The organism is Ensifer sp. ENS10 (assembly GCF_014852025.1).
Classification (GTDB): domain Bacteria; phylum Pseudomonadota; class Alphaproteobacteria; order Rhizobiales; family Rhizobiaceae; genus Ensifer.
Window position 1 is genome coordinate 150,915 of the sequence record NZ_JACVAS010000004.1, and the last position, 20,456, is coordinate 171,370.

Genomic DNA, 20,456 nt, shown 5'->3' on the forward strand with positions numbered 1-20,456 from the left:
CGCATTCGGCTATCCCCATAGCCGAATCCGCTGGTCGCGCTTTTTCTTTGCTGCACCGCACATTTTCACCGTTGCAGTAATTTTAAGCAGAAAACATCCGTGCTAAGAAAAAAGGCAGGACCTCCCTCGACGGCACGTTAGGAACCCCATGGCGGCACGCCAGCGCATTATCCCCGTTCGGCGTGAATACAATCGCTGGGTCGCCAACCAGACGCTGGAAGACTATGCGCTGCGCTTCACCGCCAAGAGCGCGCGACGCTTTTCCTCCGAACGCATTTCCCAGACGGCGATTGGCGCGATCTCCTTTCTGGCGCTGGAAGCGATCGGCGGCGCGATCACCATGTCCTATGGCACCACCAACGCAATCGTCGCGATCCTGGTCGCGAGCCTGATGATCCTGACGGTTGGGCTGCCGATCAGCCGTTATGCCATCCGCCACGGCGTCGACATCGATCTTCTGACCCGCGGCGCCAGCTTCGGCTATATCGGCTCGACGCTGACCTCGCTGATCTATGCGAGCTTCACCTTCATCCTCTTTGCGATCGAGGCCTCTATCATGTCGGGAGCGCTCGAACTCGCACTCGGCATCCCCTTGTGGATCGGCTACATCGTCAGTGCCGTCATGGTCATCCCACTCGTCACCCACGGCGTGCGGCTGATCAGCAAGTTCCAGCTCGTGACCCAGCCCTTCTGGATCGTTCTCAATATCCTGCCCTTCGCGTTCATCGCCTTTGCCGATTGGGAAAAAGTCGGCGCCTGGCTTGCCTATTCCGGCATTCATCACGCATCAGGGCCGCCCGGTACGATCGCCCCTTTCGATCTCGTCGAATTCGGGGCGGCATCGGCCGTGATCTTCGCGCTGATGGCGCAGATCGGCGAGCAGGTCGACTTCCTGCGTTTTCTGCCGCCGGACGGCCAGCGCAAGCTGCATCACCGCATCGCCATCTTTCTTGCCGGCTCCGGCTGGGTGCTCGTCGGCGCGCCGAAACTGCTCGCCGGCTCCTTCCTCGTGGTTCTGGCGCTTTCTGCCGGCGTGCCCTCGACCAGGGCGGCCGATCCGGCGCAGATGTACTACACCGCCTTCGGCTACATGATCCCGTCGGAAACGGCAGCCCTCCTGCTGATGGTCGCCTTCGTCGTCGTCTCGCAGCTGAAGATCAACGTGATGAACGCCTATGCCGGGTCGCTCGCCTGGTCGAACTTCTTTTCGCGGCTGACGCACAGCCATCCGGGCCGCGTCGTCTGGCTCATCTTCAACGTCGCGATCGCGCTTCTTCTGATGGAACTCGGCATCTATCGGCTGCTCGAGGAAACGCTCGGCGTCTTTTCGATCATCGCCATGGCCTGGCTCTGCACGATTTCGGCCGACCTCTTCATCAACAAGCCGCTTGGCCTATCGCCGCCCGGTATCGAATTCAAGCGCGCGCATCTCTACGACATCAACCCGGTCGGCCTCGGCGCCATGGCGATTTCGGCGACGGTGGCGCTGACGGCGCATTTCGGCGTATTCGGCGACATCGCCGCTTCGCTCGCACCCTATATCGCACTCGTTGTGGCTTTCATCGCCTCGCCGTTGATTGCCTGGGGTACCGACGGCAAGTTCTACCTCGCCCGCAAGCCACGCCGGAGCTGGGCCAGCAAGACCGAGATCACCTGCTCGATCTGCGAACATCCGTTCGAACCGGAGGACATGGCCTGGTGCCCGGCCTATGCGGCGCCGATCTGCTCGCTCTGCTGCTCGCTCGACAGCCGCTGCCACGACATGTGCAAGCCGAAGGCGCGTTTCAACGCCCAGGTCGCGACCGTCGCCAACACGCTGCTGCCCAGCGCGATCACCGAAAAGCTGGCGACCCGTCTCGGCCGCTACGCGATCTCCGCCGTTTTGTCGATCGCCGGCATCGGCCTGATTTTGGCTATGATCGCCCACCAGACGGCCGGATCATCCCCAGAGGTCGCCGCGGTGGTCGAGCGTACCGTCGCCGTCGTCTTCTTTGTCTTCGCCGTGCTCGCGGGCATCGTCTCCTGGTTCTATGTGCTCGCCCATGACAGCCGCGTGGTGGCCGAAGAAGAATCCTCCCGCCAGAACACGCTGCTGCTCAAAGAAATCGCCGCCCACAAGAAGACGGACGCCGCCCTGCAGCAGGCAAAAGAAACTGCGGAAGCCGCCAATCGCGCCAAGAGCCGCTATGTCGTCGGCCTCAGCCATGAGCTCAGAACGCCGCTCAACGCCGTGCTCGGCTACGCCCAGGTGCTGGAGCGCGACGAGACCATTCCGCCGGCGCGACAGGGCGCGATCAAGGTCATCAAGCGCAGCGCCGACCATCTCTCCGGCCTGATAGACGGGCTGCTGGATATCTCCAAGATCGAGGCCGGCAAGCTGCAGGTTTATTCCAACGAGATCAACATTTTCGATTTCCTCGACCAGATCGTCGAAATGTTCCGGCCGCAGGCGCAGGCAAAAGGCATCGCCTTTGAGCACGAGCGCGCCGCCAGCCTGCCGCGTTATGTGAAAACCGACGAGAAGCGCCTGCGCCAGATCCTCGTCAACCTTCTCTCCAACGCACTGAAATTCACGGAGCGCGGCGGCATCCGCCTGGATGTCGCCTATCGAAGCCAGGTGGCGACCTTCACCGTTATCGATAGCGGTCGTGGCATTGCTGACAAGGACCTGCCGCGCATCTTCGACCCTTTCCAGCGCGGCGAGGCCGAGCATCAAGGCAGCATGCCAGGCCTCGGGCTGGGCCTGACGATCACCCGGCTTTTGACGCAGACGCTCGGCGGCGAAATCGCCGTCACGAGCACGCTTGGCAAAGGCACCACCTTCCGCGTCCGGCTGATGCTTTCGGCCGTCGACCGTCCGGCGCTCGCGGCACCCGTCCGGCGCGTCACTTCCTATCTCGGCTCGCGGCGCACGATCGTCGTCGTCGACGACAATGCCGATCATCGCACGTTGATGCGCGAGATCCTGGTGCCCATGGATTTCACGGTCTTCGCCATCCCATCCGGGGCCGATTGCCTGTCCCTCCTTGCGGACGTCAGCCCTGACCTCTTCCTGATCGACATCTCGATGCCGGGCATGAACGGCTGGGAACTCGCCGCCAGGCTGCGTGAAGCAGGACAAACGGCGCCGATCATCATGCTGTCGGCCAATATCGGCGACGGCTCGACCACCGGCGCCTTCACCGGCCACAACGACACGCTCGCCAAACCCTTCGTCGTCGGCCAACTCGTCGACAAACTTGCGGTGCATCTTGACCTCACCTGGATCCACGAAGACGAGGAACAGCCGCCGCATGCCGCGCCACCGGTCCGATCGATGACGCGTCCGGATCTTCATCATGTGCAGGAACTGATCCGCCTCGGCGAGATCGGTTACATCAGGGGCATCGAGGCCAAATTGACGGAGATCGCGCTCGCACCCGAACACCAATCCTTCGTCGAGGAGGCGCGGACCTATGTGCAGGCCTTCGATCTTTCCGGCTACGACGCCTTCCTCAGGAACAACACCCAAGAAGGAGGCGAGGCCCGTGGCTGAGACCTATGACCGCCGCGACATCGTTCTGCTCGTCGATGATTCGCCGGAAGCTCTCGGCTTCCTGACCGAAGCGCTGGAGCAATCGGGCTTCTCCGCGCTGATCGCAACGTCGGGCAACGCCGCGCTTTCGATCGCGGAGCGCATTACTCCCGACGTCATTCTGCTTGACGCGGTCATGCCGGGCATGGACGGGTTCGAAACCTGCCGGCGCCTCAAGGCCAACGCCGCCGTCGGCCAGACGCCGGTACTGTTCATGACCGGATTGACCGAGACCGAGCATGTTGTCCGCGCCCTTGAAGCCGGCGGCGTCGACTATCTGACGAAGCCTATCAACATCGACGAGCTCCGGGCACGCATCCGCGTCCATCTCTCCAACGCGCGCTCCGCCCAGAGCGCCCGCGTCGCGCTCGATGCGGCCGGGCGCCATCTCCTGGCTGTGCGCGCAGATGGCAGCATCTGCTGGTCGACGCCGCAGGCAACCCGCCTCGTCAATGCCGCAACCGGCCGTGACGATGGACTGAGCACGGTCACGAAACGCATAGCGCGCTGGATGGATAACCGCACCCGCGGGCCGTCATCGCCCGAAGAGAGCTTCACGCTCGACCAACCCGGCCAAGCGGGCCTGCAGATATCCTATCTCGGCGGCATCGGCCCGAATGAATATCTCTTCCGCCTGACGGCCGAGAACCGGCTGACGGACGACGAAATGCTGCGCCAGCACTTCGCGCTGACGCAGCGGGAATCCGAGGTGCTTCTGTGGATCGCCAAGGGCAAGGCGAACCGCGACATCGGCGAGATCCTGGGCCTGAGCGCGCGTACGGTGACCAAGCATCTGGAACAGATCTATGTGAAGCTCGGCGTCGAGAACCGGGCATCGGCCGCCGTCAAGGCAACGCAGGTTCTGCACGGGATCTGAAGCGAAGAACGGAACATCTGCCACGCTGACACGTTCGGCTGGTGACCCAGATGCCCACTGATGTACTATTGATGCCGCTGAACGGAGGGTTGCATCCATGCCACGATGGCTGTTGCTTGTCGTCATGACCGCATGCGCCGCCGGCGTTGCGCGCGCGGACGAGGGCGCGTTCCTGAAGTCCTTGGGCGGGAGCTGGGCGGGCAGCGGCGTCGTCCGTATCCGGACCAACATGTCGCCAGTCAACGTGTCCTGCAGCTTCAATTCCGAAGCAATCGGCCTCGCGCTGTCGATGGCCGGTGTCTGCCGGGGCATGTTGCTGATCTCACGCTCCATCGACGCGAAGCTTCGCTATACAGGCTCAACCTATAGCGGCTCTTATCTCGGCCCGCGCGGCGGCCGTGCCGGTCTCAACGGCAGTCGCCGCGGCGATGCGATCAATCTGACCATCCGTTGGGCTAAGGAAGTCAACGGCGACCGCCGCGCCGACCTGACCGTACGCAAGATCGGCGCCGACGGCATGCAGTTGACGACGGTTGATGTCGACCCAGCTTCCGGCAAGCGGGTGGTGACGAGCGAGATCAACCTCAAGCGAAAATAGCGGAAAAAGTGCCGCCCTCGACGAGAGCGGCCACTCAGCGCAGTCAGGCCGCGGCCGCGGTGCGAGTGTCGTAGTCGGCTGTCCATTGCAGCGACGGGCGCTGCCCGCAGCGTTCGACCCACGCCTTGACGACCGCGCTGTCCGGTGTCGCTGCAGGATACCAGGCAAAGGGCGAATGCAGCAGCAGGTCGACCGCCGAGTAGTGTTCGCCCATCAGATAGGGCCTGTCCTTCAGCGCGTTTTCAAGGCGCTGTGCCATCTGTTCCGGACCGCGGAAGGTGCTATCCAGATAGGGATGCGAAAGCCCCGCCGCCTGCGTGATCAGCACCGGCTCGACGACGCCGGCATACCAGGCAAGCCAGCTCAGATAACGGCCGCGCTGCGGGTCGCCGACAGGCGGCGCCAGCTTCTTTTCCGGAAAGAGATCGGTCAGATACTGAATGATCGCAATGCTTTCCCACAGCACGACGCCGTCATGAACGAGTAGCGGCACCTTGCCTTCCGGATGCGGGTTCGCCGGGTCCTTCCGGCCACTGCCGTCGCCGCGGGTGATGTCGACGATCTTGATTTCGACCTTGTCGAGGGCGTCGAGTTCGCGAAGCAGCGTGATGATGCGCGACGAGCGCGAGCGCGGGGCGTGAAAGAGCGTCAGCATGATGAAGTCCTCGGTTGCGTTAGCGAATGCGGAACCTATACAGTTGCCCAACTGTCAGTTTCCGTCAGTAGGCTTCGTCTATCTTCAGTCATGGCCCGTAGTGATCGTTTGTTCCGCCTGCTGCAGGCGCTGCGCACCCTCCCTTCCCCGGTGACGGCCGCTCGGCTCGCCGAGGAGACCGGTGTGTCGTTGCGCTCGCTTTACCGGGACATCGACAGCCTGCGCGCCGCCGGCGCCGTCATCGATGGCGAGCGGGGCTTCGGCTACCGGCTGACGGAGGACATCGCCTTGCCACCCCAGACCTTCACACGTCTCGAAATCGAGGCACTGGTGCTCGGCCTCGCCGAAGTGCAGCACATGGGCGAGCCTGATCTCGCGGCCGCGGCAGGCGCTGTGCTTTCGAAGATCACGGCGACGCTGCCCGACCGGTTGCAGCGCCAGGCGCTGCACGCCGCATCGCAGGTCTATCGCTTCGAACGCCGGGATCCACCGGTGGCCGATGTCAGCCTGCTGCGCGAAGCCTGCTGGCAGGAGCGCGCGGTCGTCATCGGCTATGTGGACGCTGGGCAACAGAGGACCGACCGGCAGGTGCTGCCGCTGGCGATCGTCTATCTGGAGCGGGTGCTGGTGCTGCTCGCCTGGTGCTGCCTCCGGCAGGACTACCGCAAATTCCGCGTCGATCGCATCGCCGATGTCCGCATGGCGGACGAGAGCTTCCGCCCGCGCCGGGTGCCGATGCTTAGGGAGTTCATCGCCTACTTGAACGGTGGTGCGCCTGATAAACCGAAGATGACGCTGAGCGGGCAATGAGCCCAAACGACGACGCGGCCCGTGTTGCCACGGGCCGCGTTCGGACTGCGCTTAGGCAGTCATGCCTTGGGAGGCAAGCTTATTCGGCCGGCTGCAGTGCCGGCTGCGGCAGCGCTTCCGGCGTGCGACCACCAAGGACAGCCGCCATCTGTGCCTCGTCCAGCTCGCCTTCCCACTTCGCAACGACGATCGTCGCGACCGCATTGCCGACGAAGTTGGTGAGTGCGCGGCATTCCGACATGAAGCGGTCGATGCCGAGGATGAGTGCCATGCCGGCAACCGGAACGGCGGGAACGACCGAGAGCGTTGCGGCCAGCGTGATGAACCCGGCGCCGGTGATGCCGGCGGCACCCTTGGAGCTCAGCATGGCGACGAGCAGCAGCAGCACCTGGTCGCCGAGCGACAGTTGGATATCCATGGCCTGGGCGATGAAGAGGGCCGCCAGCGTCATGTAGATGTTGGTGCCGTCGAGGTTGAAGGAGTAGCCGGTCGGAATGACCAGGCCGACGACCGAGCGCTTGCAGCCGGCCTTTTCCATCTTGCTCATCAGGCCCGGCAGTGCCGCTTCCGACGAGGATGTGCCGAGAACCAGCAGCAGTTCTTCCTTGATGTAGCGGATCAGCGCGATGATCGAGAAGCCGTTGTAGCGGGCGACGGCGCCGAGAACCAGGAAGACGAAGAGGAAGGACGTCAAGTAGAAGGTGCCGATCAACATCGCCAGATTGGCGATCGAGGCAACGCCGTATTTGCCGATGGTGAACGCCATGGCGCCGAAGGCGCCGATCGGGGCGGCCTTCATCAGGATGCCGACGAGCTTGAAGACCGGCAGCGTCAGCGCGTGCAGGAAATCGACGACTGGCTCAGCCTTCTTGCCGACCATCGCCAGCGCAAGACCGAAGAGCACGGAGATGAACAGCACCTGCAGGATGTCGCCATCGGCAAAGGCACCGACCAGTGTCGTCGGGATGATGTTCATCAGGAAGCCGGTGATCGTCTGCTCATGTGCCTTCTCGGCAAAGGTCGTCACCGCCTTGGCGTCGAGCGACGCCGGATCGATGTGCATGCCGGCGCCCGGCTGAACGACATTGGCGACGATCAGGCCGATGATCAGCGCCAGCGTCGAAAAGGTCAGGAAGTAGATCATCGCCTTCCCGGCGACGCGGCCGACCTTGGCGAGATCGGTCATGCCGGCAATGCCGGTCGCAACCGTGAGGAAGATGACCGGGGCGATGATCATCTTGACGAGGCGGATGAAGGCATCGCCGAGCGGCTTCAGCTCGGTGCCGAGCGACGGATAGAAATGGCCGAGCAGGATGCCCGCGGCGATCGCCGCCAGCACCTGGACATAGAGATGACGATAGAAAGGTGTCTTGCCGCGCGGTTCCGCGGATTGGTCGATAATCATGATATCCTCCACTGGACCCAGTCCGGCGTCATGCCGGGCCTCCCGGGTCAATTTCCGATGCGCGACAGCTCGGGCTGTCATGAGGATGTCATTTGCAACGGGCGTGCCAGTTCTCTGCGGCGAGAGCCAAGCCCTTGAATCGACGTGGATGTTTCGTTCACACGGCTCGACACGCACAAAGAGTTGAGCGGATTTCCGCACAGGTCACCTGGAAGTCTGAGCGAAAAAATGCACAATCGCGCCATGTTCAGTGCCCTATCCGCCCCCCTCAACCTGGCAGATCTCGACCGGTCGATGCGCCGCACCTGGCTGGTGTTCGCCGGCCTCGCTCTGGCGCTGCTCGTCGCCGGCCTTCTGTTCGCCGGTGAATATGGACGCAACCAGGCGCTCGAAACCGTCGACGCCCAGAGCCGGATCGATGCCAATCTGAAAGCCTCGCTGCTGCGCGCCGTGCTCGAACGTCAGCGCTCGACGCCGCTGGTGCTGGCCGACGACGTCGAGGTGAAAGCAGCGCTTTCGACCCGCGACGGCCAGGCGCTGCAGCGGTTGAACGAGAAGCTGCAGGCACTTGCCGCCAACACGGACGCCGCCGTCATTTATGTGATCGGCAACGACGGCGTCGCGGTCGCCGCCAGCAACTGGCGTGAGCCGACGAGCTTCGTCGGCAACGACTACGCCTTCCGCGAATATTTCCGCATGGCGATGCGGGACGGCAAGGCGGAGCATTTCGCCATGGGCACGGTCAGCAAACGGCCGGGACTCTATATCTCCCGGCGGGTGCAGGGGCAGGACGGCCCGATCGGCGTCGTCGTCGCCAAGCTCGAGTTCGACGATGTGGAAGCGGAGTGGCTCGCCTCCGGCAAGCCGGTCTATGTTACCGACCGGCGCGGCATCGTGCTCATCACCAGTTTCCCGTCCTGGCGCTTCATGACCACCAGAACCATTCCGCGCGATCGTGTCGCTGCGATCCGCGACAGCCTGCAATTCGGCGATGCCTCGCTGCTGCCGCTGCCGTTCCGCGACATCGGGCCGACCAGCGACGGCTCCAGCGAGCTGCATGCGCTGCTGCCCGGCGACAGCGAGCGGCGGTTCCTGCGGGTCGAAACCATGGTTCCGACCACGAGCTGGCGGCTGGAGCAACTGGCGCCATTGGATGGGGCGGTCTCGGCGGCAACCCGCGAGGCCCGGCTGATTGCGCTGGCCGTGATCGTGCCGCTGCTTGCGCTTGCGGCCTTCCTCCTGCGTCGTCGCCAGGCCCTGACCTTGGTTGCGACAAGGGAGCGTGCCGCGCGCGATGAACTGGAGCACCGCGTGGCGGAGCGCACCCAGGATCTCAGCCTTGCGCGTGATCATCTCGAAACGGAGATTGCCGATCACCGGCGCACCGGCGAGAAGCTGCAGGCCGTGCAGCAGGAACTGGTTCAGGCGAACCGTCTGGCGATCCTCGGCCAGGTGGCCGCCGGCGTCGCCCACGAGATCAACCAGCCGGTCGCGACCATCCGCGCCTATGCCGACAATGCCCGCACCTTCCTCGACCGGGGGCAGCAGCAAACGGCGGTGGAGAACCTCGTCAGCATCGCCGAGCTGACCGAAAGGGTCGGTACAATCACCGACGAACTCCGCAGCTTTGCCCGCAAGGGCCGCTTCGTCGCCGAGCCGACACCGATGCGCGAGGTGATCGAGGGCGCCTTGATGCTGCTTCGCAGCCGCTTTGCCGGCCGCATGGATGCCATCGTCATCGACCTGCCGGAAAACGGGCTCAGCGTTTACGGCAGCCGCATCCGTCTTGAACAGGTCCTGATCAATCTCCTGCAGAATGCCTTGGAGGCACTCGGCGAGCGCAGCGATGCCGAGATCCGCGTGCGCTGTGAGGAGGACCCTTCCGGCACGGTCTTGCTTGTCGTTACCGACAACGGCCCCGGCATACCACAGCATATCCGCGAGGATCTGTTCACGCCGTTCAACACCTCGAAGGACGAAGGGCTCGGCCTTGGACTCGCCATCTCCCAGGAGATCGTCGCCGACTATGGCGGCGAGATATCAGTCGAAACCAGCGACAAGGGCACCGTCTTCACGGTGCGCCTGAAGAGGGCCTGAGCGATGCAGCCATCCGTCTACCTCATCGACGACGACAACGATCTGCGCAAGGCGATGACGCAGACGCTGGAGCTCGCCGGATTCGCCGTCACTTCGCTTGCAAGCGCCGCCGAAGCCTTGGGAACCCTCGACGCGAATTTTGATGGCATTGTCGTCAGTGATATCCGCATGCCCGGCATCGACGGGCTGCAGCTCTTTCGCCGCATCGCTGCCTTCGATGCCGACCTGCCCGTGATCCTGGTGACCGGCCACGGCGACATACCGATGGCAGTTCAGGCGCTGCAGGATGGCGTCTACGACTTCATCCCAAAACCCTTTGCCGCCGACCGGCTGGTGCAGAGCGTGCGCCGCGCGCTGGAAAAGCGCAGTCTCGTCATGGAGAACCGCGCGCTCAAACGGGCGGCCGAAACGGCCGGCGACAGCCTGCCGCTGATCGGCCAGACGCCGGTCATGGAGCGCTTGCGCCAGACGATCCGGCACATCGCCGACACGGATGTCGACGTGCTCGTCGCCGGTGAAACCGGCAGCGGCAAGGAGGTGGTCGCGACGCTGCTCCACAATTGGAGCCGGCGCCGCGACGGCAATTTCGTGGCGCTGAACTGCGGCGCGCTGCCGGAAACGGTGATCGAGAGCGAACTCTTCGGTCACGAACAGGGCGCCTTCACCGGCGCCCTGAAGAAGCGTGTGGGCCGGATCGAACACGCGAGCGGCGGCACGCTATTCCTCGACGAGATCGAGGCGATGCCGCCGGCGACCCAGGTCAAGATGCTGCGCGTTCTCGAAGCCCGCGAGATCACGCCGCTCGGCACCAACCAGGTGCGCCCCGTCGATATTCGCGTCATCGCCGCCGCCAAGATCGATCTCGGCGACCCGGCCCAGCGCGGGGACTTTCGTGAAGATCTCTACTTCCGATTGAACGTCGTAACGCTGTCGATCCCGCCGCTGCGCGAGCGCCGCGATGATATCCCGCTGCTCTTTTCGCACTTCCTGACGCGGGCGGCGGAGCGCTTCAAGCGGGACGTGCCTCACGTCTCGCCGGCAGTGCAGCAACACCTGATGACCCATGCCTGGCCCGGCAATGTGCGCGAACTCTCACATTTTGCCGAACGCGTGGCGCTCGGCGTCGAAGGCCCGCTGGGACAGCCGGTTGCGCCAGCAGAACAGCCGGGTTTCGCGCTACCGGAACGGCTCGAACACTACGAGGCAGAGATCCTGAAGGAAGTGCTTCGCGCCCAGCGCGGCGACGTCAAGGCGACGATCGAGGCGCTCGGTATTCCGCGCAAGACATTCTACGACAAGCTCCAGCGCCACGGCATCAACCGAGCCGACTATGCGGAGCGCGGCGTTCCGGAAAAATCCGGCAGCTAACTCTCGTCAGCGGCCAAAATACACCCAAAAATTGCATCTTCGTCGACGGGCGAATTCGCGCTTGACGACCCGTGCCGTTCGATGGCTATCTCTTGGGCATTCACCAGGGGGGTCCCGCAAGGGGCTGAGATTCTGCTGGATGGCCGGCTTACCGGCTGTGGCGCAGTGACCCGTTGAACCTGATCCAGTTCATACTGGCGTAGGGACGGTGCAGATATCGAAGCCAGGATTCCGTGCGTCCAGCACCTGGCGGAGCGTCTTTCATCCTTCCGGCATCAGAACTGGGTCTCCAATCGCAAACTTGGAGCCTCGTCATGAATATTGCCACAAAGCCCACCCCTCTCACGGTCACCCAAGGCCCGCTTCCCGCCTCCCGCAAGGTCCACAAATCAGGCATCCTCCACCCGGATATCCGCGTGCCGATGCGCGAGATCGCGCTGCACCCGACCTCCGGCGAGCCGCCGGTTACCGTCTACGATTCCTCCGGCGCCTATACCGCCGACGATGCGGAGATCAGCATCGAGGCGGGGCTGCCGCGACTCCGTCGCAACTGGATCGTCGGGCGCGGCGACGTGGAAACCTACGAGGGGCGCATCGTCCGTCCTGAAGACAACGGTTTTGCCAGCGGCGACCGGCTGACGCCGACCTTCCCGTTCCAGCACGCGCCGCTCAAGGCGACTGGCGGCAAGGCGGTAACGCAGCTTGCCTACGCCCGCGCCGGCATCATCACGCCGGAGATGGAGTTCGTGGCGATCCGCGAGAACCTCGGCCGCGATGCGGCACGCGCGATAGCTCGCGACGGCGAAAGCTTCGGCGCCCATATCCCCGACCATGTGACACCGGAGTTCGTGCGCCAGGAAATCGCCAGCGGCAGAGCGATCCTGCCCGCCAACATCAACCATCCGGAATCCGAGCCGATGATCATCGGGCGGAACTTCCTGGTGAAAATCAACGCCAATATCGGCAACTCCGCTGTCACCTCGTCGATGGCCGAGGAGGTCGAGAAGATGGTCTGGGCGACGCGGTGGGGCGCCGATACGGTTATGGACCTTTCGACCGGCCGCAACATCCACAACATCCGCGAATGGATCATCCGCAATTCACCGGTGCCGATCGGCACCGTGCCGCTCTACCAGGCTCTGGAAAAGGTCAATGGCATTGCCGAGGACCTCAACTGGGAGGTCTATCGCGACACGCTGATCGAGCAGGCCGAACAGGGCGTCGATTATTTCACCATCCATGCTGGCGTACGCCTGCACTACATCCCGCTCACCGTCGATCGCGTCACCGGCATCGTCTCCCGCGGCGGCTCGATCATGGCCAAGTGGTGTCTGCATCACCACAAGGAAAGCTTCCTCTACGAGCATTTCGAGGAGATCTGCGACATCTGCCGCGCCTATGACGTCTCCTTCTCGCTCGGCGACGGATTGCGCCCGGGCTCGATCGCCGATGCCAACGACGCGGCGCAGTTTGCCGAACTCGAAACGCTCGGCGAACTCACCAAGATCGCCTGGGCGAAGGATTGTCAGGTGATGATCGAGGGCCCCGGCCACGTGCCGATGCACAAGATCAAGGAGAACATGGACAAGCAGCTCGCCGTCTGCGGCGAGGCGCCGTTCTATACGCTTGGGCCGCTGACGACGGACATCGCTCCGGGCTACGACCACATCACGTCAGGCATCGGCGCTGCGATGATCGGCTGGTTCGGCACCGCCATGCTCTGCTACGTCACGCCGAAGGAACACCTGGGCCTGCCCGACCGCAACGACGTCAAAGTGGGCGTCATCACCTACAAGATCGCCGCCCACGCCGCCGATCTCGCCAAGGGTCACCCGGCCGCCCAGGTGCGCGACGACGCTCTCTCGCGCGCCCGCTTCGAGTTCCGCTGGGAGGACCAGTTCAACCTCTCTCTCGACCCGGAGACGGCCCGAAACTTCCACGACGAGACCCTGCCGAAGGAGGCACACAAGGTCGCGCATTTCTGCTCCATGTGCGGCCCGAAATTCTGCTCGATGCGGATCTCGCACGACATTCGTGCGGAAGCGCAGAAGGAAGGGCTGGAGGCAATGGCCGCGAAATACCGCGAGGGCGGCGATCTCTATATGCCGGTCGCTGAGGTCGAAGCTAAGAGTTAAAGCGCAACACGTCGGGAGGGACGCCTCGTAGTCCCTTCCGACGGCAAGGCGGATGCTGGGCCCTGGGGGAATAGCTTGCCCCCTTATCGGTTGAACGATATGTAAAACTCACGCAAAAGTCGCCGCCGGCGGACCCGTCATTCACGCCAAGCTGCCGTCCTCTGCGGCGCTCTTGCAGGACGACGAAAAAAACGCCGTTTACGAGGAGAATGACTTGAGGACACGCCTGCTGAGACTGACGGCCCTGTCGATAGGCGGCCTTGTGGCACTCGCTGGAGATCTGCCACGCCTCGACGACAGCGGGAGTTTTGCCGCGGGTTTTTCCTGGATTTCCGCCGCCCATGCGGACGACGCCGATGTCGGCGGGAATGGTGAAAATGGCGCTGATGGCAGCGACCAAGGTGGCGAAAACGTCGGGAGCGGCGGAAGCAACGGCACAGAGGGTGGCGGCGATGGGGGTGGTGGCGATTGGGGCACCGGTGACGGCAGCGGCGTAGGCGGCGTTCCCGGCGGCACCGGCGCAGGCGGCGGAGGTGCTGCCGTCATCGACAGCGATAGCCACAGCGAGCCCCACTCATCGATGCGCGACTCACGGGATTACGGACCAAGCGGCAAGGTCTGGCACGGCGGCAGCAATTTCCTTAACCTTTTCCGCCAGACGCCGGAAAGGCGCTTCGAACGGAGCCAGCCTGAATCGTCTGCCCGGCAGAAGACCGTTGACACGAAATGAGAGCCTTGAAGACAGGTCAACTTCGTCGCAACGGAGGGGGACCTGCGCTATTTCTCGAAACCGGACTCCGGATGTGCGGTAGGAACGGGTTCTGACGCGCGAGAACAGATCAGCCGGCGTCAGAGCTTTACATTCGAGATATGTCTATCCCGATCACGACCTGCCGGAGTGTGGCGGCGGAGTTACGGATACAGACCATCGTCTTTCTCGCCGCGAGTATTCCTAACTGCCTTTCCAGCCGCTGCAAGCAATCCGCTCGACGACATCGAGCAGCACATTCGCCCCGGCAACCAGATCATCCGCCTCCGTGTGTTCGCGCGGATTGTGGCTGATGCCGTCGCGGCTCGGCACGAAGATCATCGCCGTCGGCGCGATGCGTGCGATCATCTGCGCATCGTGGCCGGCGCCCGAAGTCATGCGCCGGCTCTTCAGGCCCCGCGCCTTCGCCGAAGCCTCGATCGTGGCGACAATGCCCAGATCGAAGGCGACCGGCTGGAAACGCGCCAGGCGCTCGACCGATATCTCGACACCCTCTTCAGCGGCGACACGCAGGAGGAAATCCGCAAGCGCCGCCTCCAGCGCCTGCAGCCGATCCTCGTCCGGGTCGCGCAGGTCTACGGTGAAGACCGCCCGCGACGGAATGACGTTGATTGCGTCCGGCTCGAAACGCATGGTGCCAATGGTCGCGACGCTCGGAGCGTTCGAGCGGGTTATATGATCGCGCAGGAAAAGGCCGATGCGGGCGGCCGCAAGCCCGGCGTCACAGCGCATCGCCATCGGCGTCGTGCCGGCGTGATTGGCGACACCGTCGATCGTCACCCGCTGCCAGGAAATGCCCTGCAGGTTTTCGACCGCGCCGATTGCCATGCCCTCGCGCTCCAGCACCGGTCCCTGCTCGATATGGAGCTCGACATAGGCGTGGGGGATGAGGAACCCCGGTTCGACATTGCCCGCATAGCCGATCCGCGCGAGTTCCTCTCCCAGCACCGCGCCATCTGTGCCGACGGTCGCAAGCGCCTTCTCCACCGGCAGCCCGCCGGCATAGACGAGCGAGCCGAGCATGTCGGGCGCAAAACGCACGCCCTCCTTGTTGGTGAAGGCGGCAACGACGATCGGCCGGGCCGGCGTCAGACCGCGCTCTCTCAAAGTTTCGATCACTTCGAGCGCGGCAATCACGCCGTAACAGCCGTCATAGATGCCGGCATTGATGACCGTGTCGACGTGCGAGCCGAGCATGATGGGCGCCTCGCCGGCATTACCCTCGTCGCGCCAGGTGCCGAAGATATTGCCGATGCGGTCGATGGCGACTTCGAGACCCGCCGCCTCGATCCAGGCGACGAGGCGATCGCGGCCAGCCTTGTCGTTGTCGGAACCGGCCAGTCGCGTCAATTGCCCGTGGGGATCGCGGCCGATCTCGCCAAGATCGTGAATACGCCCGAGGAGGCGCGCGGCATCGATGGTCTGCATTGGCTTGGCTGTCCTGCTTTCATGCGGATTTCTGTTCATGGCCGGGGCTCAGTCGGCGCCAGTCTCTGCCGGGTGATTTCCGCGTGGTAGCGCGCGCCGAAGATCAGGGCATCATCGTTGAAATCGTAACGCGGATTGTGCAGCGGCGCCGACGTCTCGCCGTTGCCGATGAAGACGAAGCAGCCCGGCACGTGCTCGAGGAAGCGCGCGAAATCCTCCGAACCGGTCATAGGCTCAGCGGCCGTCGCGACATTCTCAGGCCCGAACACCGCTTGCGCCGCAGCAAAGGCGTGGCCGGTCAAGGCCGGGTCGTTGATGAGCGGCACGAACTCGCGTGTGTAGCTGACCTCGACCTCGCAGCCATAGGCATCCGCCGTGCCCTTGGCGATCACGCGCATCTCCGCCTCGATCTTGGCGCTGACCTCGGGGCGGAAGCTGCGGGCGTCCCCGAGGATCCGGGAGAGGCCGGGCAAGGCATTGCGCGTGCCGTCGGTCAAGAGTTCGGTCACCGAAACGACGCCGATATCCGTCGGCGAAAGGCGCCGCGAGACGATCGTCTGCAGATTGACGACGGTAGCGCAAGCCGCGACAAGCGTCTCATTGCCCCAATGCGGCCGCGCCGCATGCCCGCCAACACCCTTCAGCACGATTTCGAAATTGTCCTCCGCCGACATGATCGCGCCGACACGGGTCTCGAAGCGGCCGACCGGCAGCCCCGGCATGTTGTGCAGGCCGTAGATCTCGTCGAAGGGGAAGCGCTCCATCAGGCCGTCGTCGAGCATCGCCAGCGCGCCCTTGCCCCACTCTTCGGCCGGCTGAAAGATGAAACAAACGGTGCCGTCGAAGCCTCCGCCTTCTGCCAGCATTTTCGCTGCCCCGAGCAGCATTGCGGTGTGGCCGTCATGGCCGCAGGCATGCATAGTGCCGGGCCGGGTCGAGCGATAGGACTGCTCTCCCTGCTCCGGTATCCGGAGCGCGTCCATGTCGGCGCGAAGGGCGATGGCGCGATTGCCACTGCCGCGTTTCAGCCGGCCGACGACACCGGTGCCGCCGACGCCTTCCACGACCTCGTCGAGCCCGAATTCTCGAAGCTTCGCCGCGACGAAGGATGCGGTGCGCTGCTCCTCAAAACCGAATTCCGGATGCGCGTGCAGATCACGGCGCCAGGCGGTCATATCCTCGACAAGCCGATCAAAGTCGATTCCCACCATGAGTCACCCTCTTTCGTTCGGTGTGTTCGCGACAGTCTCGGGCGACAGACCCACCAAGGCAGCATAACGCTCGGGATCCGTGGCCCCCTCGGTATTCATGACGAAGACGCGCGACTGTGCGGTCAATCCGAGCGCTTCCCGCAACGCCGGATCTCGGGCAACCGCCAGAAGCCCGGCCAGCCCGACGCCACCGCTCTCACCGGCGACGATCGCCGGGTCAGCCCCCTTCGGGCGCGCGAGCCGGTTCATGACCGAAACGGCGTCCTCATCATCGACGGTCATGAAGGCATCGGCCACGCGGGACAGGATACGCCAGGCGACGAGCGACGGCTCGTAGCATTCGAGCATCGCCATGATGGTCGGCTCGCCATGTGGTACCTTGACGGTTTGCCCCGCCTTGGCGCTTTCGTAGAGGCAGGCGGCCCGTGCGGGATCGACGACGACGAAACGCGGTCTCTCCGCTCCATAGCGCAACGCCAGATGTCCCGCGGTGGCGGCGGCAATGCCACCGACGCCTGCCTGCACGAAGACATGGGTCGGCGGCTCTTCCATCTGCCGCAACGCCTCGCTGAGCAGCGCCGTGTAGCCCTGCATCACCAGGCCGGGAATGTATTCGTAGCCGGGCCAGGATGTGTCGGAAACCACCGTCCAGCCATTCTCGTCGCAGACCCGCGCCGCCTCGCGGACAGAATCGTCATAGGTGCCGGCCACCCGAACGATCTCGGCGCCATAGTGAGCGATCGCCTCGATGCGTTTCTCGCTGACGCCCGCATGCACGAAGATCACCGATCTCGCACCAACGAGCCGGGCGCCCATTGCGACGGACCGGCCATGATTGCCATCGGTGGCGCAGCCGAAGGTCATCGCCCCGGCAATCGCCCGGACCTCGGGCTGATCGAGGTCATCGAGATCGAGGCTGCGCCCGAGACGCCGTTCCGCCTCTTCGATCACCAGACGGATCACAGCATAGGAGCCGCCGAGCGCCTTGAAACTTCCAAGGCCCAGGCGATGGCCTTCGTCCTTGACGAAGATGCACGCAACACCGATCTCGCTGGCCAAGGCAGGCAAGGCATGAAGCGGTGTCGGCCGATGATCGGGGCGCCGGGCAAGCTGCCGCTCGACATTTGCTGCGGCCGCGAGCGACAGCATGTCCTCATCCTCGGGCAGCAGGTGATGGCCGAAATCGGCATGGGTGTTGGCAAGGAACATGGTGCAATCTCCGTAGACCAGCGAAAATCTATTTCATCGCGGGCGAGAAATGCGCTCTAAATGATCACCGCTGATGCAAGTTTGTAAAGCAGATCAGGTATGCCGACGCATGGCATTCCGCTCACAACCGCTCTGAACGCATGAACCGATAGGCACCGGATGGCCCCTTCGAAAAAACCCCAGGTCGAACTGGATCGTTTCGACCTCGCGATCCTCGCCATTCTGCAGAAGGACAACACGACGCCGCAGCGCCAGATCGGCGAAGCGGTCAATCTATCCGCTCCGGCCGTTCAGCGGCGGATCAAGCGCATGGAGGAAACCGGCGTCATCCGCGCCAATGTCGCGCTGATCGATCCGGTCAGCGTCAACCAGGCGCTGACGATCCTGGTAGAGGTGGAGGTCGAGAGCGAGCAGATCGCCCTGCTCGACGCGGCGAAGGTGGCATTCACCGCCGCGCCCGAGGTGCAGCAATGCTACTACGTGACCGGCGATGTCGATTTCATGCTCGTCGTCATCGTGCCGACGATGGCCGACTACGAGGCCTTTACGCGGCGAATGTTCTTCGGCAATGCCAATATCAGGCGGTTCCGCACCTTCGTGACGATGGACCCGGTCAAGGTCGGCCTGTCGGTGCCGATTTAGAGTGGTGCCACTAACAGTCGCCGTTCGAATGGCGTTGTTCCACCCCCCTATTTCGAGCCCGTGAGCGCCTTTTTCTCCGCTTCCGCATCTAGCGGCTGGCCGGCGCCGATCGATGTCAGAAAGGCGTCGACGGTTTCGAGCGACGAGGCGGGCGCATATCCGTCTCCGCCTTCGGGCCTGGCGACGGACGCAGCCGAAATCGACGAGACTTGAGCGAGATCAATGCCAGGATACCTGGTCGGCGGAGACTGGCGGTTGGACGATCTCTTTAGAAGAGGAGAGCCTCATGTTGATCAGAGAAATGACGCGACAGGAATGTCTCGACCTTGTCGCTGAGAACCATATCGCCCGCCTGGGCTGTACCCGAGATGGCCAGCCCTATATCGTTCCCATCCAATATGCTTTGGCCGCCAACCGGCTCTACAGCTTTTCGATGCCCGGGCAGAAGATAGACTGGATGCGCGCCAATCCGCGTGTCTGCGTACAGGTCGACACGGCAACGGATCGGCAGAATTGGCGAAGCGTCGTCATCCACGGCCGCTACCAGGAACTGCCGGACACCAAGCAATGGCACCGCGAGCGCATGAATGCCTGGTCGCTTCTCGAACAGCGCATCAACTGGTGGGAACCGGGTGGCCTGAAGCCCGGTGAACAGCCGGTTGCAGGCGCATCGCCGCATCTCTTTTTCGAAATCGAGATCGACGATGTGACCGGACGTGCCGCCTCTGCCGGCTAACGATTGTCGGCGCGCAGGCAAATGCTGCGCGCCGTTCCGGGCGCTGCCGGTCAATGCGCCATGAGCACGGGGACCACGGCGTTTTCGAGCATCGAACGGGTAACGCCGCCAAAGACGCGTTCACGCATCCTGGAGTGCCCATAGGCACCCATGACGATCAGGTCGGCCGCAACATCCGACGCAAACCGATTGATCACGTCGTCAACCGGATGTCCGCCGCTCGGCAGTCTCTCGACGGAGACGGAAACGCCGTGCCGCGCGAGATAGCCGGCGATATCGGCGCCCGGTTCCTCACCGTTCTTGCCATAGGCGGAACGGGGGTCGACCATCGTGACGTAGACGGTCTCGGCTCCGATCAGCAGATCGAGCGCTTCACGCACCGCGCGCGCGGCTTCCAGCCTGGAGTTCCAGGCGAGTACCACGGTCTTCGGATCAAGCCGCACGGCCTTGCCCCTGGGCATGATGAGGACTGGGCGCGCTGAGCTGAACAACGTCCCGTCGATGGTGCGGGAGCGCAGTTCCGGGTCCAGCATCAGGCCATCACCGACCAGCGTCAGGTCGGCGTAACGCGCACGCTCGCCGATCTCGTCATCGGCCCAGGCGACCTCGGTATATTTCGTCTCGACGCCGAACGAGATGCCTTCCTTGGTGAGAACATCAACAGCTTTTTCCGCACAGGATTCGAGTTTGTCGACGTCACGCTGCCGCTCGTTCAGCCAATCAATGGAGATGGCGGCGGCATAATCGCCGATCGGCGGTGAGGCGGCGAGCTTGACGATCAACAGGGAGAGGTGGGCGTTTGCGGAAGCACAGACCTGTGCTGCCGAACGCAGATGCTCCACGGAATGATCGACACCAACGACGGCGAGAATGGTCTTGTATGTCATCGGGTTTTCTCCTGGCGACCAGATTTGGGGTCAGCATCAGCGTAGGTAGAAGCCC

At 63.7% G+C, this 20,456-nt stretch carries 16 protein-coding genes and 1 riboswitch; of the genes, 10 read left to right on the forward strand and 6 right to left on the reverse strand.

The annotated features are described in order from the left end of the window. The first annotated feature begins 148 nt into the window (after window positions 1–148). The 3 genes from IB265_RS16550 to IB265_RS16560 all read left to right on the forward strand — a co-directional run bounded on the left by IB265_RS16550 (window position 149) and on the right by IB265_RS16560 (window position 5,049). The gene (locus IB265_RS16550) at window positions 149–3,535 is read left to right on the forward strand and encodes an ATP-binding protein (protein ID WP_057251758.1); all 3,387 of its coding nucleotides are present in this window, start codon (window positions 149–151) and stop codon (window positions 3,533–3,535) included. Next, complete coding sequence (locus IB265_RS16555; protein WP_057251759.1) at window positions 3,528–4,451, forward strand: response regulator transcription factor; 924 nt, start codon at window positions 3,528–3,530, stop codon at window positions 4,449–4,451. Before IB265_RS16550 ends, IB265_RS16555 begins: the two co-directional genes overlap by 8 nt. A 97-nt stretch (window positions 4,452–4,548) precedes the next feature. Continuing rightward, a complete protein-coding gene (locus tag IB265_RS16560; protein WP_057251760.1) occupies window positions 4,549–5,049 on the forward strand; it encodes a hypothetical protein in 501 nt (166 codons plus the stop codon). 43 nt (window positions 5,050–5,092) lie between these two features. Here the strand turns inward: IB265_RS16560 and IB265_RS16565 are convergent, their stop codons facing one another. After that, on the reverse strand, window positions 5,093–5,704 hold the full coding sequence (locus IB265_RS16565; RefSeq protein ID WP_057251761.1) for a glutathione S-transferase family protein: 612 nt from the start codon (window positions 5,702–5,704) through the stop codon (window positions 5,093–5,095). A gap of 90 nt (window positions 5,705–5,794) precedes the next feature. On the opposite strand from IB265_RS16565, the gene IB265_RS16570 reads away from it, so the two are divergent. Then, window positions 5,795–6,514 (forward strand): YafY family protein, encoded by a 720-nt coding sequence (locus IB265_RS16570; RefSeq protein WP_057251762.1) that lies wholly within the window; start codon window positions 5,795–5,797, stop codon window positions 6,512–6,514. A gap of 79 nt (window positions 6,515–6,593) precedes the next feature. On the opposite strand, the gene IB265_RS16575 is transcribed toward IB265_RS16570, so the two are convergent. Further along, window positions 6,594–7,919 carry a dicarboxylate/amino acid:cation symporter gene (locus IB265_RS16575; RefSeq protein ID WP_057251763.1) on the reverse strand — a complete coding sequence of 442 codons (1,326 nt, stop codon included), beginning with the start codon at window positions 7,917–7,919 and terminating at the stop codon, window positions 6,594–6,596. 228 nt (window positions 7,920–8,147) lie between these two features. Between IB265_RS16575 and IB265_RS16580 the strand changes: the two genes are divergently transcribed. The 4 genes from IB265_RS16580 to IB265_RS16595 all read left to right on the forward strand — a co-directional run bounded on the left by IB265_RS16580 (window position 8,148) and on the right by IB265_RS16595 (window position 14,249). Further along, the gene (locus IB265_RS16580) at window positions 8,148–10,016 is read left to right on the forward strand and encodes an ATP-binding protein (RefSeq protein WP_082615907.1); all 1,869 of its coding nucleotides are present in this window, start codon (window positions 8,148–8,150) and stop codon (window positions 10,014–10,016) included. Between the two features lie 3 nt (window positions 10,017–10,019). Beyond that, on the forward strand, window positions 10,020–11,384 hold the full coding sequence (locus IB265_RS16585) for a sigma-54 dependent transcriptional regulator (RefSeq protein WP_057251764.1): 1,365 nt from the start codon (window positions 10,020–10,022) through the stop codon (window positions 11,382–11,384). Between the two features lie 95 nt (window positions 11,385–11,479). Next, window positions 11,480–11,608: riboswitch (TPP riboswitch) on the forward strand. Between the two features lie 90 nt (window positions 11,609–11,698). After that, window positions 11,699–13,519: a phosphomethylpyrimidine synthase ThiC gene (thiC, locus tag IB265_RS16590; protein ID WP_057251765.1), complete on the forward strand. Its 1,821-nt coding sequence runs from the start codon at window positions 11,699–11,701 to the stop codon at window positions 13,517–13,519. Window positions 13,520–13,733: 214 nt separating this feature from the next. After that, window positions 13,734–14,249, forward strand: a complete 516-nt coding sequence (locus tag IB265_RS16595; RefSeq protein WP_156414670.1) for a hypothetical protein — start codon at window positions 13,734–13,736, stop codon at window positions 14,247–14,249. A gap of 222 nt (window positions 14,250–14,471) precedes the next feature. On the opposite strand, the gene IB265_RS16600 is transcribed toward IB265_RS16595, so the two are convergent. Genes IB265_RS16600 through IB265_RS16610 form a run of 3 tightly spaced genes read right to left on the reverse strand, consistent with a single transcriptional unit; the run spans window position 14,472 to window position 18,136 of the window. After that, window positions 14,472–15,716 (reverse strand): Zn-dependent hydrolase, encoded by a 1,245-nt coding sequence (locus IB265_RS16600; protein ID WP_057251767.1) that lies wholly within the window; start codon window positions 15,714–15,716, stop codon window positions 14,472–14,474. A gap of 35 nt (window positions 15,717–15,751) precedes the next feature. Beyond that, window positions 15,752–16,927 carry a M20 aminoacylase family protein gene (locus IB265_RS16605; RefSeq protein ID WP_113479707.1) on the reverse strand — a complete coding sequence of 392 codons (1,176 nt, stop codon included), beginning with the start codon at window positions 16,925–16,927 and terminating at the stop codon, window positions 15,752–15,754. Between the two features lie 3 nt (window positions 16,928–16,930). After that, entirely contained in the window at window positions 16,931–18,136 is a 1,206-nt protein-coding gene (locus IB265_RS16610; RefSeq protein WP_057251768.1) for a diaminopropionate ammonia-lyase, read from the reverse strand. Between the two features lie 159 nt (window positions 18,137–18,295). Between IB265_RS16610 and IB265_RS16615 the strand changes: the two genes are divergently transcribed. Then, complete coding sequence (locus tag IB265_RS16615; RefSeq protein WP_057251769.1) at window positions 18,296–18,778, forward strand: Lrp/AsnC family transcriptional regulator; 483 nt, start codon at window positions 18,296–18,298, stop codon at window positions 18,776–18,778. Between the two features lie 286 nt (window positions 18,779–19,064). Beyond that, a complete protein-coding gene (locus IB265_RS16620; protein WP_057251770.1) occupies window positions 19,065–19,514 on the forward strand; it encodes a pyridoxamine 5'-phosphate oxidase family protein in 450 nt (149 codons plus the stop codon). Window positions 19,515–19,564: 50 nt separating this feature from the next. Here the strand turns inward: IB265_RS16620 and IB265_RS16625 are convergent, their stop codons facing one another. Further along, window positions 19,565–20,401 carry a universal stress protein gene (locus IB265_RS16625; protein ID WP_057251771.1) on the reverse strand — a complete coding sequence of 279 codons (837 nt, stop codon included), beginning with the start codon at window positions 20,399–20,401 and terminating at the stop codon, window positions 19,565–19,567. Window positions 20,402–20,456 lie beyond the last annotated feature (55 nt).

Bases quoted from the DNA above. Each gene is read 5' to 3' on its own strand.
- IB265_RS16550 (WP_057251758.1), top strand. From the start codon at position 149: ATGGCGGCACGCCAGCGCATTATCCCCGTTCGGCGTGAATACAATCGC.
- IB265_RS16560 (WP_057251760.1), top strand. From the start codon at position 4,549: ATGCCACGATGGCTGTTGCTTGTCGTCATGACCGCATGCGCCGCCGGC.
- IB265_RS16565 (WP_057251761.1), bottom strand. From the start codon at position 5,704: ATGCTGACGCTCTTTCACGCCCCGCGCTCGCGCTCGTCGCGCATCATC.
- IB265_RS16570 (WP_057251762.1), top strand. From the start codon at position 5,795: ATGGCCCGTAGTGATCGTTTGTTCCGCCTGCTGCAGGCGCTGCGCACC.
- IB265_RS16575 (WP_057251763.1), bottom strand. From the start codon at position 7,919: ATGATTATCGACCAATCCGCGGAACCGCGCGGCAAGACACCTTTCTAT.
- IB265_RS16580 (WP_082615907.1), top strand. From the start codon at position 8,148: ATGCACAATCGCGCCATGTTCAGTGCCCTATCCGCCCCCCTCAACCTG.
- IB265_RS16585 (WP_057251764.1), top strand. From the start codon at position 10,020: ATGCAGCCATCCGTCTACCTCATCGACGACGACAACGATCTGCGCAAG.
- thiC (WP_057251765.1), top strand. From the start codon at position 11,699: ATGAATATTGCCACAAAGCCCACCCCTCTCACGGTCACCCAAGGCCCG.
- IB265_RS16600 (WP_057251767.1), bottom strand. From the start codon at position 15,716: ATGCAGACCATCGATGCCGCGCGCCTCCTCGGGCGTATTCACGATCTT.
- IB265_RS16605 (WP_113479707.1), bottom strand. From the start codon at position 16,927: ATGGTGGGAATCGACTTTGATCGGCTTGTCGAGGATATGACCGCCTGG.
- IB265_RS16610 (WP_057251768.1), bottom strand. From the start codon at position 18,136: ATGTTCCTTGCCAACACCCATGCCGATTTCGGCCATCACCTGCTGCCC.
- IB265_RS16615 (WP_057251769.1), top strand. From the start codon at position 18,296: ATGGCCCCTTCGAAAAAACCCCAGGTCGAACTGGATCGTTTCGACCTC.
- IB265_RS16620 (WP_057251770.1), top strand. From the start codon at position 19,065: ATGTTGATCAGAGAAATGACGCGACAGGAATGTCTCGACCTTGTCGCT.
- IB265_RS16625 (WP_057251771.1), bottom strand. From the start codon at position 20,401: ATGACATACAAGACCATTCTCGCCGTCGTTGGTGTCGATCATTCCGTG.